Source organism: Curtobacterium flaccumfaciens (genome assembly GCF_004361695.1).
Classification (GTDB): domain Bacteria; phylum Actinomycetota; class Actinomycetes; order Actinomycetales; family Microbacteriaceae; genus Curtobacterium; species Curtobacterium flaccumfaciens_B.
In genome coordinates this window covers 1-14,968 of sequence record NZ_SNVW01000004.1, presented here as the reverse complement: position 1 = coordinate 14,968, position 14,968 = coordinate 1, and the positions used below count along the sequence as shown (strand labels likewise).

The 14,968-nt window shown below is 72.2% G+C and carries 15 protein-coding genes; 6 read left to right on the top strand and 9 right to left on the bottom strand.

Annotated elements, in window-relative coordinates:
• Positions 1–232: 232 nt before the first annotated feature.
• Both EDF64_RS06965 and EDF64_RS06960 read left to right on the top strand, forming a co-directional pair.
• Positions 233–1,228 carry a LacI family DNA-binding transcriptional regulator gene (locus EDF64_RS06965; protein WP_133519324.1) on the top strand — a complete coding sequence of 332 codons (996 nt, stop codon included), beginning with the start codon at positions 233–235 and terminating at the stop codon, positions 1,226–1,228.
• 208 nt (positions 1,229–1,436) lie between these two features.
• Entirely contained in the window at positions 1,437–1,847 is a 411-nt protein-coding gene (locus tag EDF64_RS06960; protein WP_133519323.1) for an arsenate reductase ArsC, read from the top strand.
• A 25-nt stretch (positions 1,848–1,872) separates the two neighbouring features.
• On the opposite strand, the gene EDF64_RS06955 is transcribed toward EDF64_RS06960, so the two are convergent.
• Both EDF64_RS06955 and EDF64_RS06950 read right to left on the bottom strand, forming a co-directional pair.
• Positions 1,873–2,904, bottom strand: coding sequence for an alcohol dehydrogenase catalytic domain-containing protein (locus EDF64_RS06955; RefSeq protein WP_133519322.1), 1,032 nt, complete (start codon positions 2,902–2,904; stop codon positions 1,873–1,875).
• Positions 2,905–3,002: 98 nt separating this feature from the next.
• A complete protein-coding gene (locus EDF64_RS06950; protein ID WP_133519321.1) occupies positions 3,003–3,683 on the bottom strand; it encodes an SDR family NAD(P)-dependent oxidoreductase in 681 nt (226 codons plus the stop codon).
• A 102-nt stretch (positions 3,684–3,785) separates the two neighbouring features.
• On the opposite strand from EDF64_RS06950, the gene EDF64_RS06945 reads away from it, so the two are divergent.
• Positions 3,786–4,622 (top strand): helix-turn-helix domain-containing protein, encoded by an 837-nt coding sequence (locus EDF64_RS06945; RefSeq protein WP_133519320.1) that lies wholly within the window; start codon positions 3,786–3,788, stop codon positions 4,620–4,622.
• A gap of 3 nt (positions 4,623–4,625) precedes the next feature.
• On the opposite strand, the gene EDF64_RS06940 is transcribed toward EDF64_RS06945, so the two are convergent.
• From EDF64_RS06940 to EDF64_RS06925, 4 genes are all read right to left on the bottom strand, one after another.
• Entirely contained in the window at positions 4,626–6,329 is a 1,704-nt protein-coding gene (locus EDF64_RS06940) for an endo-1,4-beta-xylanase (protein WP_133519319.1), read from the bottom strand.
• Positions 6,330–6,374: 45 nt separating this feature from the next.
• Positions 6,375–7,028 carry a nuclease-related domain-containing protein gene (locus EDF64_RS06935; RefSeq protein ID WP_133519318.1) on the bottom strand — a complete coding sequence of 218 codons (654 nt, stop codon included), beginning with the start codon at positions 7,026–7,028 and terminating at the stop codon, positions 6,375–6,377.
• 165 nt (positions 7,029–7,193) lie between these two features.
• Positions 7,194–7,790 (bottom strand): GNAT family N-acetyltransferase, encoded by a 597-nt coding sequence (locus EDF64_RS06930; protein ID WP_133519317.1) that lies wholly within the window; start codon positions 7,788–7,790, stop codon positions 7,194–7,196.
• A gap of 61 nt (positions 7,791–7,851) precedes the next feature.
• A complete protein-coding gene (locus tag EDF64_RS06925) occupies positions 7,852–9,072 on the bottom strand; it encodes a beta-ketoacyl-[acyl-carrier-protein] synthase family protein (protein ID WP_133519316.1) in 1,221 nt (406 codons plus the stop codon).
• A 56-nt stretch (positions 9,073–9,128) separates the two neighbouring features.
• Between EDF64_RS06925 and EDF64_RS06920 the strand changes: the two genes are divergently transcribed.
• Positions 9,129–9,725 (top strand): TetR/AcrR family transcriptional regulator C-terminal domain-containing protein, encoded by a 597-nt coding sequence (locus tag EDF64_RS06920; RefSeq protein WP_133519315.1) that lies wholly within the window; start codon positions 9,129–9,131, stop codon positions 9,723–9,725.
• 82 nt (positions 9,726–9,807) lie between these two features.
• On the opposite strand, the gene dhaM is transcribed toward EDF64_RS06920, so the two are convergent.
• Genes dhaM through dhaK form a run of 3 tightly spaced genes read right to left on the bottom strand, consistent with a single transcriptional unit; the run spans position 9,808 to position 12,211 of the window.
• Positions 9,808–10,539 (bottom strand): dihydroxyacetone kinase phosphoryl donor subunit DhaM, encoded by a 732-nt coding sequence (dhaM, locus tag EDF64_RS06915; protein ID WP_133519314.1) that lies wholly within the window; start codon positions 10,537–10,539, stop codon positions 9,808–9,810.
• On the bottom strand, positions 10,536–11,177 hold the full coding sequence (gene dhaL / locus EDF64_RS06910) for a dihydroxyacetone kinase subunit DhaL (protein ID WP_133519313.1): 642 nt from the start codon (positions 11,175–11,177) through the stop codon (positions 10,536–10,538). Before dhaL ends, dhaM begins: the two co-directional genes overlap by 4 nt.
• A 32-nt stretch (positions 11,178–11,209) precedes the next feature.
• Positions 11,210–12,211, bottom strand: a complete 1,002-nt coding sequence (gene dhaK / locus EDF64_RS06905; protein ID WP_133519312.1) for a dihydroxyacetone kinase subunit DhaK — start codon at positions 12,209–12,211, stop codon at positions 11,210–11,212.
• Positions 12,212–12,523: 312 nt separating this feature from the next.
• On the opposite strand from dhaK, the gene EDF64_RS06900 reads away from it, so the two are divergent.
• Positions 12,524–13,246, top strand: a complete 723-nt coding sequence (locus tag EDF64_RS06900; protein WP_070418991.1) for an MIP/aquaporin family protein — start codon at positions 12,524–12,526, stop codon at positions 13,244–13,246.
• Between the two features lie 46 nt (positions 13,247–13,292).
• A complete protein-coding gene (gene glpK / locus EDF64_RS06895) occupies positions 13,293–14,804 on the top strand; it encodes a glycerol kinase GlpK (protein ID WP_133519311.1) in 1,512 nt (503 codons plus the stop codon).
• Positions 14,805–14,968: the final 164 nt, after the last annotated feature.

The following is a 14,968-nucleotide window of genomic DNA, read 5'->3' as shown; positions in this document are numbered from 1 at the left end:
GACTTCCGAGGAGGCTAGGAGGTGAATCCGTAGAAGTCAACGCCTCGGTACAGCACGAAACGTTTCGCTCACACGATCGAGTGCCTCGAACCTCAGCACCCACGCCGAGGCACACCGCCCGGCACATCAGCGCCGGTCCGGCCCTGCCCTACGCTGAGCGAACGGGGTCCCCGGGATCGCCAGCGCCGGCGACCGAGCGGGGAACGAGCAGCACACGAGAGAGAGGACGGCCGTGTCGACGTACAAGGACATCCAGCAGGCCACCGGCCTCTCGCTCGCCACGATCTCCAAGTACTACAACGGGCGGAACGTCCTGGCAGCGAACCGCGAAGCCATCGAAGCGGCGGCCCGCGAGCTCGACTTCCGCCCCAACCAGCACGCCCGCATGCTGCGCTCGCGACAGTCGCGGACGGTCGGGGTGCTCCTGCCGGCACTCGACAACGACTTCCACCTGACGATCATCGCCGGCGTCGAGGAAGCGCTCCGCCCGCGGGGCATCAGCGTGATCGTCGCCGCGAGCCCCGATCCGGCCGACGATCCCGTCAGCCTGCTGATGGACCGGATGGTCGACGGGATCGTCGCGGTCACCGCGCCGCACGACGTCCCCGCGCTCCGCGCAGCGGCCACGCGCGTGCCGGTCGTGATGGTCGACTGGCACATCGACGACATCGACGCCGACGGCGTCTTCATCGACAACGTGGCGGCGGGAGCACTCGGCGCCCGGCACCTCCTCGACCACGGGCACCGCCGCATCGGGTTCGTCGGCGGTAACCCGACGATCTCCTCGATGCGCCTCCGCACCGAGGGGTTCGAGCGCGCACTGACCGCTCACGGAACGCCGGTGGATCGCGCCCTGGAGCGTCTCGTCCCGCTGACGGTCGACGCCGGGTACCGCGCCGCGCAGGAGCTCCTCGCAATGTGGCCGCGCCCCACCGGGCTGTTCACGGCGAACTACGAGCTCACCCTGGGCGCCGTGACCGCCGTCAACGACTCCGGACTGCGCATCGGCCGCGACATCTCGGTGGTCGGGTTCGACAGTCGCGAGCTCGCCCAGGCCCTCGTCCCGAAGTTGACGGTCATCGTGCAGCCCACCCGCGAGATCGCCCGGCACGCCGCACGCCTGATCGCGGACCACATCGAGCTGCCCGGCGGGCGTCCCGCCCCGACGATCGAGTACCTCGAGGCCAACCTCCTGCCCGGGGCATCGGTCGCCCGCCTCAACGAGTGACCGCGCGGATTGGTCGCACCGTCGCGGCGGCACTGGTGGCCACCCGGATCCGGACCGCCTGACGGACGGGAGGCGCGGTGCGGGCCGGCACCGCGCCTCCCGTCCGCCAGATGGTCGCGATCGCGACCCTCGCTGCTGCTCGAGCAGCAGCTCGCCCTCCGAAGGGGCACCCTGTCAAGGCAGCCTTCCACGTGGGATGCTCGTCGACATGACCACGAGGCCCACGATCCTGTTCGTCTGCGTGCACAACGCCGGACGCTCCCAGATGGCAGCCGGGTACGCGCAGGCACTCGGCGGCGCCCGGGTCGAGGTGCTCTCGGCGGGTTCGGAACCGAAGGACCGGATCAATCCGGTGGCGATCCGCGCGATGGCCGAGGACGGCATCGACATCGCCGGCAACCAGCCGAAGGTCCTCACGACCGACACCGTCCGCGATGCCGACGCCGTCGTCACGATGGGCTGCGGGGACGCCTGCCCGGTGTTCCCCGGCAAGCGCTACGAGGACTGGGAGCTCACCGACCCGGCCGGCAAGGACATCGAGGACGTCCGTCCGATCCGCGACGAGATCAAGCGCAGGGTGACCGCGCTCCTCGCCGAACTCGTCCCGTCGCCGGCGTGACGACGGGGCCGGTCACGCGTCGACGTCAGACGACCGCGACGGTCATGCCGGCCTGACCGGCGGGTCCGTCCATCGCGACGAGCGCTGCCGGCAGGTCCTCGAACGCGATCGTCCGCCCGATCGACTCCGCCGGCCGCAGCCGTCCGGTGACGACGTCGTCGAGCATCGCGGCGTACTCCCCCACGGCGATCCCGTGGCTGCCGAGCAGCTCGAGCTCCTCGCCGATCACGCGGCCCATCGGGATCGCCGGTGCTGCCTCGTCGTCGAGCAGCAGCCCGACCTGCACGTGCCGACCCCGCGGGCGGAGCGACGCGACGGCCGCGACCGAGGTGGCCCGGCTGCCGAACGCGTCGACGGAGACGTGCGCGCCGCCACCGGTCAGGGACCGCACGGTGCCGACGGCCTCGTCGTCCATCGGCACGGTGACCGCTCCGAGCACCTCGGCCCGGGCGAGCGCGGCGGACGAGACGTCCACGGCGACGACCCGGGCACCGGCGGCGACGGCCACGATGACGGTCGACAGGCCGACACCGCCGCACCCGTACACGACGACCCACTCCCCCTCGGCCACCCGGCCGCGGGCGTGCAGCGCGTGGTACGCGGTGCCGAACCGGCAGCCGAGCCCAGCCGCCTCGGCGAAGCCCACGGCGTCGGGCAGCCCGACGAGGTTCACGTCGGCGTGCGGCACGACCACGGCCTCGGCGTACGAGCCGGGCAGGGTGAAGCCGGGCTGCTGCTGTCGCGTGCAGACCTGGGTCGCGCTGTCGAGGCACTGCTCGCACCGGCCGCACGCGAACACGAACGGCGCGGTGACCCGGTCTCCCACGGCGAATCTCGTGACGCCGGACCCGACGGACGCCACGACGCCGGCGAACTCGTGCCCGGGGACGTGCGGCAGGACCACGGAGTCGTCGTGGCCCTTCCAGGCGTGCCAGTCGCTCCGGCACACCCCCGTCGCGGCGACCCGGACGACCACGCCGTCAGCGGGCGCCACGGGGTCCGGCACGTCGACGACGACGGGGGTGGAACCGAAGGACTCGTACTGGACGGCGCGCATCCGACCATCGTCGCAGACGAGGACGCAGCGCTGCCCTCGACCCGGCCACGCGACGGGCCGAGCGCACGTGCGCGCGGTGATCCGTGCCTCCAGGCCCCTCAGTACTCGATGCGTCCGGTCCGGTCGTGGAACTCGCCGGTGGGACCGTCCGCACCCAGCGTCGCCAGCGCCACCGTCGCGTCCGTCCCCTCGGTCACCGTCTGGTGCCCACCGAAGCCGTTGAACTCGGTCGACGTGTACCCGGGGTCGCTCGCGTTCACCCGGAACGCGGGCAGGTTCTTCGCGTACTGCACCGTCAGCGCGATCAGCGCTGCCTTCGATGCCGCGTACGGGATCGAAGGCACCGGGAACTCGTCCCGCCCCGGCGTCGTCAGCCACCGCGGGAACCCGACGCCCGAGGCGACGTTCACGACGACCGGGTTCGCCGACTCGCGCAGCAGCGGCAGCGCCGCCTGCGTCACCCGCACGACGCCGGTCACGTTGGTGTCGAGGACGGCTGCGATGGCTGCGGCGTCGAGGTCGTCCACTCCGAACGACGTTCCCAGGATGCCCGCGTTGTTCACGAGGACGTCGAGCGACGGCAGGGACGCGACCGCCGCGTCGACGCTCGCCTGGTCGGTGACGTCCAGCTGGACGACGTGGGCGCCCAGCGCACGGGCGTCGTCGCCGCGGGACGGGTCGCGCATCCCGGCGTACACGGTGTGCCCGGCCTCGACGAGCCGTCGGACCGTCTCGAGGCCGAGACTGCGGTTGGCTCCGGTGATCAGTGTCGTTGTCATGCCCCCACCCTGCGCCCCCGTGTCCGGGTCCCCCAGGCACCGCTCGACAGTGGGACCACCAGTACCAGGGAGGCCGGGAGGCGCGGGGCGATGATGGTGGGCATGAGCGAGTTCGCGAGTGTGCTGCGTTCCTGGCGCGACCGGGTGCGTCCCGAGGAGGTCGGCCTGCCCGCCGGCCCCGGCCGGCGCACGCCGGGCCTCCGCCGCGAGGAGCTCGCCGCGCTCGCCGGGGTCAGCGTCGACTACGTCGTCCGCCTCGAGCAGGGACGCGCCACGAACCCGTCGGCGCAGCTCCTCAACGCGCTCGCGACGGCGCTCCGCCTCACCGAGGAGGAGCGCGACCACCTCTGCCTCGTCGCCTCCGTCGTGCCGCCGTCCCGACTGGTCGTTCCCCGGCACGTCACCCCGGGCGTGCAGCGCATCGTCGATCGCCTCGGTGACGTCCCGCTCGCGGTGTTCACGGCCACGCACGACATCGTCCTGTGGAACGACCTCTGGGCAGCGATGAGCGGCGACCCGAGCCGGTACACGGGCATCGAGCGGAACCTGGTGTGGCGGCACTTCATGCACGGCCACGACGGCGTGGAGTGGGACGACACCCACCAGGAGGAGTTCTCCAGCGACCTCGCCGCCGACCTCCGCGCCGCGCTCGGCCGCTACCCCGCCGACCGGGACCTGGCGGAGCTCGTCGCCCGGCTCCGCCGCGACTCCCCCGAGTTCGAGCGCCGCTGGAACACCGGCCGCGTCGCCGAGCACCGTGCGAGCCGCAAGACCGTCCGGACGCCCGTCGGGCCGATCGAGATCGACTGCGACGTGTTGAGCGTGCCCGGCGGCGACCTGCGCATCGTCGTCTACACCGCCGTCCCGGGCACGGAGGACGCCGCGAAGCTGGACCTCCTCCGGGTCACCGGGCTGCAGGAGCTCGCTCCGCGCACCTGACGGTCAGCCCCCGAGTGCGGCCCGGACCGCGTCGTACGCGTGCGTCGGCTCGCCGTCGTCGAACAGCAGGTCGTGGCCGTGCCGCAGATCACCGTCATCGTCCGTCCACCAGTCGTACCGGTCGTCGACGCCCCAGGTCGTGTACGCGACGCAGGTCTCCGAGCGGATGCAGGTCCCGAGCACCGTGGCGTACTGCTCCGCTTGGGCGTCGTGGCCATCGCTGTCCGTGACGTCGTTCTCGGAGATCCGGACGCCAAGGCCAGCACGCTCGAAGGTGTGGAGCGTCGTCGTCAGGTCAGCGGCCGAGACGGCGTCGGTGTCGAGGTCGTAGACGTGGGCCTGGAGACCCACTCCGTCGATGTGCCCACCGTGCGCGTTGGTGTCGAGCGCGAGTTGACGGAGAGCATCCTGACGCGGCCCCGGCACGTCCGCGCCGTTCTCGTTGATGAACTGTCGGACGTCCGGGTCCGCGTCGTGCACCGCCTTCGACATCACCGCCGGGTACGTCGCTCCGAAGACGCGATACCAGACGTTCTCCTGCAGGCTGGTGCCCTGGTCGACGTCGAACGGTTCGTTGACGACGTCGAGCGAATCGAGCCGACCCCGGAAGTGCGTCACCACGGTGGTCAGGTAGTCGAGCAGGGCATCGGCGCTGTCGTGGCGATCCTGCGGCGAACCGGTGGGCAGGTCACGCATCCACCGGGGCATCGCCTCGGTGAACGCGATGGTGTGCCCGTGCACCGTGATCCCCTTGCTCGCCGCGAGGTCGAGGAGCGCGTCGGCCTCGGCGAACGTGTACTCGCCCTGCCGGGGCGAGAGCGCCTGCGGCTTCATCGCGTTCTCGGGGGTGAGCGCGCCGAAGTTCCCCACGAAGGCACGTGCGTAATCCGCGTCCGAGGCAAGCGGCCCGAGCGCCACAGCGGCGCCGATCCGGAAGCCCGGACGAGCACGCGACGCCAGGGCCCGCAGACCGCTGACGGACGGTTCCGCCTCGGCAGCGACCGGGCCCGCGGCGGCCAGGCGACGACCCGTCTGGGACGCGGTGAGCGAACCGACCCGGAAGGAACCGTCGTCGCTCGACAGCCCGAGCCAGAGCTCCCCGGAGCCGAACACGTCACCATGCGGCACGGAAGCGACGGTCCGACCGCCACTCCTGACCTCGAGCCGATCGCCGGAGCGCCGGACGCTGAGCTCCGCTTCCGGGTCGGAGAGCGTGACGTCCTCGTCGACCACCGGCTGCGGGTCCGTCGGATCGTGCTCTCGGGTCCCGTCGAAGACCCTGATGCGCAGGTCGTCTCCGCGGAGGGTGAGCCGCAGGCCCGCCGGCTCGATCCGGAACTCGTCGGAGATCACCGGCGGACTGTCGAGGACCGAGAGCGAGGCATCGCCGGTGATGTCCGCGAGGGATGCACTGAGCGTGAAGTCCTCCGCACCGACCACGTGCGTGTCTGCGAGGTCGACCGGGGGATCCGCCTGGCCGCGTCCGCCGTCCTGTTCGACGATGCTCCTGCCGGTCGCCGCCACACGGAGGCCGTCGCCGTCTGCTTCGACCCCCGCGACGTGGCGCCAGTCCTGGTGCAGCAGGTCGACGACGGTGACTGGTCCCGTCGGCCGGTCCGCCGACGTGCACCCCACCACGGCGAACAGGAGGCCGACTGCCGCGAGGCTCGCCAGACGCCCTCGTCGGTGCACGCGTCTTCCCACCATGTCCCCATCCTCCGGTACCGGCCGCGCTCAGGCGATCGTTCCTCCTCAGGCGCGCGGGAAGCGCGCCGCGACCGCCGCAGCCACAGCGGGGACGTCGACCTCGCCCTGCCCCGCTCCGAGCCGCGCGACGAGCTTCTGCGGCCAGCAGACCAGCACCCCACGGGTCGTGAAGGATCCGCCGAACAACGGCCAGTCCGCGTCCACGAAGCACAGTGACGCCAGGACGGGCACCGGCCCGACGACGGCTGCGACGAGGTCTCGCTGCCGGAGCACGCCGTCGACGAGTGCCGTCCGGTCCCCGCCGACGACGAGCTTCTCCACCCGGGGGCGGAGGAGGCCGCCCTCGACACGGAGCGCGGGACGCTTGCTGCGGTAGCGCTTGGTGTCGATCACCCAGACACCGCCGCGCGTGACCACGATGTGGTCGATGTTGGCGCGACTGCCGGGGACACGACGGTCGTGGACCACCGCGACGTCCGGCGAGGCGATCGAGTCGAGTGCGGCTCCGACGCGTGCTTCGCCGTCCGCACCGGTCTTCCACGCCGCGGTGCTCTGCCGCTCGTCCGACAGTGCGACCGCGATGTTCCCGAGCTTCCCGTGCCCCCACCGGTCACGGATCCTTGCTTCGTCACGCGCCTGTCGACGCTCGTACTCGCGCCGAGCCGAAGCGCCGGCCGCGTTCCTGTCCTGCTGTGCCATGCGACCATCCAGCCCGACCCGACCACACGGGTCGAGTCCCAGAGCGAGGGTCGGGACCCGCGGAGCGACGGACGGGAGGCGCGGTGCGGGCCCGACCCGCGCCTCCAGTCCGGTCGTGGCCCGGTCCAGAGCCGCAGCGGCGCGCCGAGCGCCCCGGCAGGGGGCTCAGCGGTCCGCCGCGGCGGAGCCGACGGTCCGTGTGACGACCCACCGGTGCTTGCCGACCATCCGGTCCCGGACGAAGCCGGCACGCTCGAACGTCGACAGCGCGCCGTGGAAGAGGAACCCTGCGGGGACCGCCCCGGCGGGCTCGGGGTAGCCTTCGACCCGTCCACCGCCCGCTGCCGCGATCAGCTGCAGCGCACCCTCGAGCGCCATCGTGGCGACACCCTGGCGTCGATGCCCGGCGCGCGCGTAGTTGCACCCGATGCGCCAGTCCGGCGGGTCTCCGTCCTGCGACGCGTCGTACTGGCGGCGGTTCTTGATCCGGACGACCTCCGACGCCGGGCCGTACTGGCACCACCCCACGCACTGGTCGCCCTCGAAGACCAGTGCCGCGTGGGTCGTGCCGGCGGTCACCCGGTCGAGTTTCCGCTGGCGGTTGCACGAGGCGCCGCCGGCGGTGCCCTCCTCGTGGAAGCCGATGCACCAGCAGCCGCTCGGGTAGCCGTCGCTGCTGGCGCAGAGCTCGGCGAAAGCCGCCCACGTCGAGGCGTCGAGGGGGCGCACGGTGCGGGCGGCCGCGGGGTCGTGGCCGGACATGCACGGAACCTACCGCGGACGACCTCGGACGGCTCACGCCGGCGTGACGACCCGCTGTCGCTCACGCCGCCGTGAACACCAACGACGCGTTCTGCCCGCCGAACCCGAACGAGTTGTTGAGCGCCGACCGGATCGGGGCCGTGCGGGCCGTCCCCGTCACGACGTCCAGGTCGACCGCCGGGTCCAGGTGTTCCAGGTTGAGCGTCGGTGGGACGACTCCGGTCTCGATCGCCCGGACGGACAGGATCGCCTCGACCGCGCCGGCCGCCCCGAACATGTGGCCGATCGCGCTCTTCGGCGCGGTGACGAGCGCTCCGGTCCCGACGGCCCGGGTGATGGCGGCGGCCTCGCCGACGTCCCCGACCGGCGTACTGGTCGCGTGCGCGTTGACGTGGTCGATGTCTCCACCGGTGAGCCCGGCCATCCGGATCGCCGCCGTCATCGCCCGTTCCTGCTCGCTGCCGTCGGCGAGCGGCGCGGTGATGTGGTGGGCGTCCGAGGTGATCCCCCAGCCGGCGAGCGTGCCGTGCGACCGCTGGGCTCGAGCTGCGGCGTGCGCGGCGCGTTCGAGCACGACGAACCCCGCACCCTCGCCGAGGACGAACCCCCGACGGGAGACGTCGAACGGCCGCGACAGTGTCGTCGGATCGTCGTCGCCCGGCTTCGCGAGCGCCTGGGACTGCGCGAAGGACGCCATCGTCACCGGGGTCACCGCGGCCTCGGTCCCACCGGCGATGACGACGTCGGCCTCGCCGGTGACGATGAGCCGCGCGGCCATCGCGATGGCCTCGGCCCCGGACGCGCAGGCCGACACCGTCGTGTAGGCGCCGGCTCGGGCGCCGAACGCGATGCTGATCTGGGCTGCCGCGCCGTTGGCCATGAGCATCGGCACCGTGCGGGGTGACACCCGTCGGGCGCCGGAGGCACCGAGGACGTCGTGGGCGTCGAGCAGGGTCTCCACTCCCCCGATGCCGGTCCCCACGACGACGGCGAGGCGGTCACCCTCGACCGACGGTGCGCCGGCGTCCGCCCAGGCCTCCTCGGCGGCGACGAGCGCGAGCTGCTGGCTGCGGTCCAGTCGGTTCGCGCGGACCCGGCCGAGGGCACCGTCCGCGTCCAGGGCGGCGTCCGCCCCGACCATGATCGGGACCTGCGCCCACAGTGCGCCGGGGCGTTCGAGGACGTGCACGCCTGAGCGCCCGGCGACGAGCGCGTCCCAGAGGGCGTCGACGCCGTGGCCGAACGGGGAGACCGCGCCGTAGCCGGTGATGGAGATGTCCACGGAAGACTCCTTCTTGTACGTTGAACAAGTTGAGTTGTACCACGTACAATTCCGGCATGGCAACCACGACCGACGCTCCCGGCACGGCCCGCGGTGCTGCGACACGCGCGAAGATCCTCGCCGCGACCGCGGGACTGCTCACCGCGCCGACCGGCGACGGCGGCACACGTCGACCCGTCACGGTCAGCGAGATCGCCCGCGCGGCCGGGGTGTACCCGAACCAGATCACGCACCACTTCGGCTCGAAGGACCGACTCGTGCTCGACGCGTCGTTCGCGCTCTTCCTCCGCGACACCACGCGGCTGCAGGCAGCGGGACGACGCGCCCGGTCGGCCGACGCGTTCCGGCAGGTGCTCGCGCGCACCGCGCTGGCGATGCCCTCGACGCTCCTCGTCGTCCGAGCGCTCGCGGCGACCGGGGACGACGGCGGGCAGCGGGAGCGGGTGCGGCTGCTCCTCGCGGTGCTGTTCCGGCAGTCGGAGCGCTACCTCGACCGGGTCGTCGCCGAGCGGGGCTGGACGAGCGGCAGCGGGGTCGGTCGCGACGCCCGGACCTTCTGGAGCGCGGTCTTCGGCGCCACGCTGCTGGCCGACGCCGGGGTCACCGGCGGCCCCTCCGACCTCGACCTCGCCGGCACCGTGTCGATCGCCTGAGGGCGCGGCCGCGCCGTCGCCGCCGCACCGCCCCACCGCCGCGCCGCAGTGCTGACGCGCCGCAGGACCGCCGCGCCTCGGGCTACTCGCCGAAGCCGGAACGGACGAGCTCGACGAGCGCGTCCACGGCCTCCTGAGCGTCCGGCCCCGTCGCCTCGATGGTGACGGACGCGCCCTTCGGCAGCGCCAGCGCCATGATCGCGAGCAGGCTCTTCGCGTCCACACCGTTCACCCGCACCGCGGCTTCGTGCTTCGCAGCGGCCTTCACGAACTCCGCGGCGGGTCGCGCGTGCAGGCCGCTCTCGTTGACCAGGTCGACGGTCGCGGACGCGCCGGAACCGGCCACGTCGTCGCCGGTGCCGGTCCCGGGGACCGGATCCGCGCCTCCAGGCTGGTCACCGGACAGACTGGAGGCGCTGCTCGCGTCCGCCTTGGACGCTGCGGCAGACGCGGCAGCGGCCAGGACGGCGTCGGCGTCACCACCCGTCTGGGCGGCGACCGCCGCAGCCACCGCGCCTTCGACCAGCGGTGCCTGCGAGACGTGCACGCGCGCGCGGAGGTCGTCGTCGAGAAAGTCGAGCGCCGTGTCGGTGGTGAGGTAGGCGGATCCGAGGTCGCACAGGACGACCACGGCGTCCGCGGCGGCGAGCTCCTCGATGCCGGCGGTGATCGCCTCGAACGAGGTGCCGATGCCGCCGTCGTCGGTGCCCCCGGCGGCGACGAGCGGGACGTCCGAGGCCATCTGCCGGGCGAGTTCGACCGTGCCGGTGGCGATCGCCGCGCTGTGCGAGACGATCAGGATGCCGACGGTCACGCCGCGGCGCCCGTCGTCGCGTCGACCGCTGCGCGCAGGATGTACACCGTCGACTGCGCGCCGGGGTCGCGGTGCCCGACGGCACGCTCCCCCAGGTAGCTGGCCCGGCCCTTGTGCGCGACGAGGGCGTCGGTCGACTCGGCGCCGGTGACGGCGGCGTCCGCGGCGGCGGCGAGCACCTGCTCGGGGGCGTCGCCGGCGGCGGCAGCGGCTGCGGCGGCGTCGACGGCAGGCGACCAGGCGTCGACCATCGTCTTGTCGCCGACCGCGGCCTTGCCTCGGGAGACGATGCCGTCGCGCGCGGCGGTCAGCACCGCGACCACGCCGTCCGCGTCGAGCTCGGCCGCGTCGCCCGCGGCCTGTGCGGCCTTGAGGTACGCGGTCCCGAACAGCGGACCGGCCGCGCCACCGACCGTCGAGATGAGCTTCGTCGCCACGACCTTGAGCACGGCACCCGGCGTGTCGAAGGAACCGGCGTCGACGGCCTCGAGCACGGCGCGGAAGCCGCGGTCGAGGTTCTCACCGTGGTCGCCGTCGCCGATCTCCCGGTCGAGCGTGACGAGCTCGGCACGGTGTTCGTCGATGGTCGCGGCGGTGCGTCGGACCCATTCGGTGGCCCATGCGGTGTCGAGCGCCAATTCGTGTTCCTTCCTGGATGGTGGGCGGTGGCTCAGCGTCCCCAGCGCAGTGCCGGGGTCTCCACCGGTGCGTCCCAGAGGGCGGTGAGTTCGTCGTCGAGCACCGTCACGGTGAGCGAGAACCCCTGCATCTCGAGGGACGTCACGTAGTCGCCGACCAGGCTACGCGCGACGTCGTACCCGCGGTCGGACAGCACCTCGGCGGCGCGTCGGTACACGATGTAGAGCTCGGACAGCGGGGTGCCGCCCATGCCGTTCACGAGCAGCAGGAGCTTCGAGCCGGCCGGTGCGTCGAGGTCGGTGAGGATCGGTTCGAGCACCCGGTCGACGAGCTCGTCGGCCGGGGCCATCGCGATCCGTTCGCGTCCGGGCTCGCCGTGGATGCCGATGCCGAGCTCGACCTCGTCGTCGGCCAGCGTGAAGGACGGTTCGCCGGCGTGCGGCACGGTGCCCGAGCTGAGCGCCAGTCCCATCGAGCGCGTGACCTCGTTGACGTGCCGGGCGACGGCGGCGACGGCGTCGAGGTCGTCCCCGCGCTCCGCGGCGGCGCCGGCGCACTTCTCCACCACGACGGTCCCGGCGACCCCGCGGCGGCCCGCGGTGTAGAGCGAGTCCTGCACGGCGACGTCGTCGTCGACCACGACGGACTCGACCCGGATGTCCTCCATCCCGGCGAGCTCGGCGGCGGTCTCGAAGTTGAGCACGTCGCCGGTGTAGTTCTTCACGATGTGGAGCACGCCCGCTCCCCCGTCGACGGCCTTCGTGGCGGCGACGATCGGGTCCGGGGTCGGACTCGTGAACACCGGGCCGGGCACCGCGGCGTCGAGCATGCCGTACCCGACGAACCCGGCGTGCAGGGGTTCGTGCCCGCTGCCGCCGCCGCTGACGATCCCGACCTTGCCGGAGACCGGCGCATCGGCGCGGTGCAGGTGGATCGGGTCCTCGACCAGGACGACGTGACCGGCGTGCGCACGGGCGAACCCGCGGACGGTCTCGGTGACCACGGCCTGCGGATCGTTGATGAGCTTCTTCATGCTGACCTCCACGGGGCGGGGCGATCGCGAGGCAGCACACCGCCGTCGTCGACCGGATTGCCTCAATCTACATCGCGACGGCGCTCACCCGTTCGGGTCCGGTGCACGTTCGTGCAGTGCGTTCTCCGCGGTGGGGTGCCCCCGTCCCCCTCGACGCACAGCCCGCATGCACGTTCGTGCACTTTTCCGCAGTTCCCTCAACAACCCATCGCCGCGCGGGAAGCAGCGTCACTATGCTCGGCGTCAATCACTCAACGGGGAGTGCCGGCGCAGCACCACCGGACCCCCACCCTCACGCACTGGAGGTCACCGATGGACGGCATCGGCGTCAATTTCCTGTCTGAGCTCGTCGGTACGGCGATGCTCATCATCCTGGGTGGCGGTGTCGTCGCCGCTGTCTCCCTGACGAAGTCGAAGGGCTTCGGCGCGGGCTTCCTCATGGTCACGATCGGTTGGGGCTTCGCGGTCTTCGCCGGCGTCACCGTGTCGTACAAGTCCGGTGGTCAGCTCAACCCGGCGGTCAGCCTCGCGCAGGCCATCCTCGGCAACATCACCATCGGCGAGATGTTCCTCTACTGGCTCGCCCAGTTGATCGGCGCGATCATCGGTGCGGTCATCGTGTGGCTCGCCTACAAGCAGCACTTCGACGAGGAGCCCGACGCGGCCGCCAAGCTCGGCGTCTTCTCGACCGGCCCGGCGATCCGCACCTACGGCTGGAACCTCGTCACCGAGATCATCGGCACCTTCGTGCTGGTCTTCGTCGTGATCGCCTTCACCAACGGCAAGACCCCGGCCGAGCTCGGCGCCATCCCCGTCGCCTTCCTCGTGATCGCGATCGGTGTCAGCCTCGGTGGCCCGACCGGGTACGCCATCAACCCGGCACGTGACCTCGGTCCGCGCATCGCGCACGCCTTCCTGCCGATCAAGGGCAAGGGCTCGAGCGACTGGGCCTACGCCTGGGTGCCGGTCGTCGGTCCCCTCGTCGGTGGTGCCCTCGCCGCCGGCCTGTCGTACGCGCTGCTGCCGCTGGCCTGAGCGCTTTCCGCTGAACACCCACCGAACGAACCCGTAAGGAGCACCAATGGCCGACTACATCGTCGCCATCGACCAGGGAACGACCAGCACACGAGCGATCGTCTTCGACCACTCCGGCTCGATCATCTCCGTGGGCCAGAAGGAACACGAGCAGATCTTCCCGCGTGCCGGCTGGGTCGAGCACGACCCGTCCGAGATCTGGGACAACACCCGTGAGGTCATCGGCCAGGCCCTGTCCCGCGCCGACATCACCCGCCACGACGTCGCGGCGGTCGGCATCACGAACCAGCGCGAGACCGCGGTCGTGTGGGACAAGACGACCGGCAAGCCGGTGTACAACGCCATCGTCTGGCAGGACACCCGCACGCAGTCGATCGTCGACAAGCTCGCCGACGGCGACACCGACCGCTACAAGGCGATCGTGGGCCTGCCGCTCGCGACCTACTTCGCGGGCACCAAGATCATGTGGATCCTCGAGAACGTCGAGGGTGCACGCGAGAAGGCCGAGGCCGGCGACCTGCTGTTCGGCACCACCGACACCTGGGTCCTCTGGAACCTGACCGGTGGCGTCGACGGCGGCGTGCACAAGACCGACGTCACGAACGCGTCCCGCACGCTGTTCATGGACCTCGAGACGCTCCAGTGGCGCGACGACATCCTCGCCGACTTCGGCGTGCCGAAGTCGATGCTCCCCGAGATCGTCAGCTCCTCCGAGGTCTACGGCCACGTCGAGTCGTCCAACCTGCTCCGCGAGGTCCCGATCGCCGGCATCCTCGGCGACCAGCAGGCCGCGACCTTCGGCCAGGCGGCGTTCGACCAGGGCGAGTCGAAGAACACCTACGGCACCGGTAACTTCCTCATCTTCAACACGGGCACCGAGATCGTCCGGTCGGAGAACGGGCTGCTCACGACCGTCGGGTACAAGCTCGGCGACCAGGAGACGCACTACGCCCTCGAGGGGTCCATCGCCGTCACGGGCTCGCTCATCCAGTGGCTCCGCGACAACCTCGGACTCATCGGCAGCGCCCCGGAGGTCGAGGCCCTCGCCAAGACCGTCGAGGACAACGGCGGCGTGTACTTCGTGCCGGCGTTCTCGGGCCTGTTCGCGCCGTACTGGCGTCCGGATGCCCGCGGCGCAATCGTCGGCCTCACGCGCTACGTCAACAAGGGCCACATCGCCCGTGCCGCCCTCGAGGCGACGGCGCTGCAGACCCGCGAGGTCCTCGACGCCGTCAACGCGGACTCCGGCGTGGACCTGACGGAGCTCAAGGTGGACGGCGGCATGACCGCCAACAACGAGCTCATGCAGTTCCAGGCGGACATCCTCAACGTGCCGGTCGTCCGTCCGGTCGTCGCCGAGACGACGGCGCTCGGCGCCGCTTACGCGGCCGGCCTCGCGGTCGGCTTCTGGGCGAACCTCGACGAGCTCCGTGCCAACTGGCAGGAGGACCAGCGCTGGGAGCCGACGCTCGACGACGCCGAGCGCGACCGCCAGATCCGTCTCTGGAAGAAGGCCGTCACGAAGACCTTCGACTGGGTCGACGAGGACGTGCAGTAACACGCTGCTGCGGTGACCGCCTGGAGGCGGGGGGGGGGGGGGGCGCCCCCCCCCCCCCCCCCCCCCCCGGGGGGGGCCCGCGCCCCCCCCCCCCCCCCCGCCGGGGGGCCGGGCCCGGGGGGGCGGCCCCCCCCCGGGGCCCCGGCCGGCCCCCGCCCCCCCCC

Excerpts from the sequence above, each read along its gene's own strand:
- EDF64_RS06960 (WP_133519323.1), top strand. The coding sequence starts at position 1,437 with ATGACCACGAGGCCCACGATCCTGTTCGTCTGCGTGCACAACGCCGGA.
- EDF64_RS06955 (WP_133519322.1), bottom strand. The coding sequence starts at position 2,904 with ATGCGCGCCGTCCAGTACGAGTCCTTCGGTTCCACCCCCGTCGTCGTC.
- EDF64_RS06950 (WP_133519321.1), bottom strand. The coding sequence starts at position 3,683 with ATGACAACGACACTGATCACCGGAGCCAACCGCAGTCTCGGCCTCGAG.
- EDF64_RS06945 (WP_133519320.1), top strand. The coding sequence starts at position 3,786 with ATGAGCGAGTTCGCGAGTGTGCTGCGTTCCTGGCGCGACCGGGTGCGT.
- EDF64_RS06940 (WP_133519319.1), bottom strand. The coding sequence starts at position 6,329 with ATGGTGGGAAGACGCGTGCACCGACGAGGGCGTCTGGCGAGCCTCGCG.
- EDF64_RS06935 (WP_133519318.1), bottom strand. The coding sequence starts at position 7,028 with ATGGCACAGCAGGACAGGAACGCGGCCGGCGCTTCGGCTCGGCGCGAG.
- EDF64_RS06930 (WP_133519317.1), bottom strand. The coding sequence starts at position 7,790 with ATGTCCGGCCACGACCCCGCGGCCGCCCGCACCGTGCGCCCCCTCGAC.
- EDF64_RS06920 (WP_133519315.1), top strand. The coding sequence starts at position 9,129 with ATGGCAACCACGACCGACGCTCCCGGCACGGCCCGCGGTGCTGCGACA.
- dhaK (WP_133519312.1), bottom strand. The coding sequence starts at position 12,211 with ATGAAGAAGCTCATCAACGATCCGCAGGCCGTGGTCACCGAGACCGTC.
- EDF64_RS06900 (WP_070418991.1), top strand. The coding sequence starts at position 12,524 with ATGGACGGCATCGGCGTCAATTTCCTGTCTGAGCTCGTCGGTACGGCG.
- glpK (WP_133519311.1), top strand. The coding sequence starts at position 13,293 with ATGGCCGACTACATCGTCGCCATCGACCAGGGAACGACCAGCACACGA.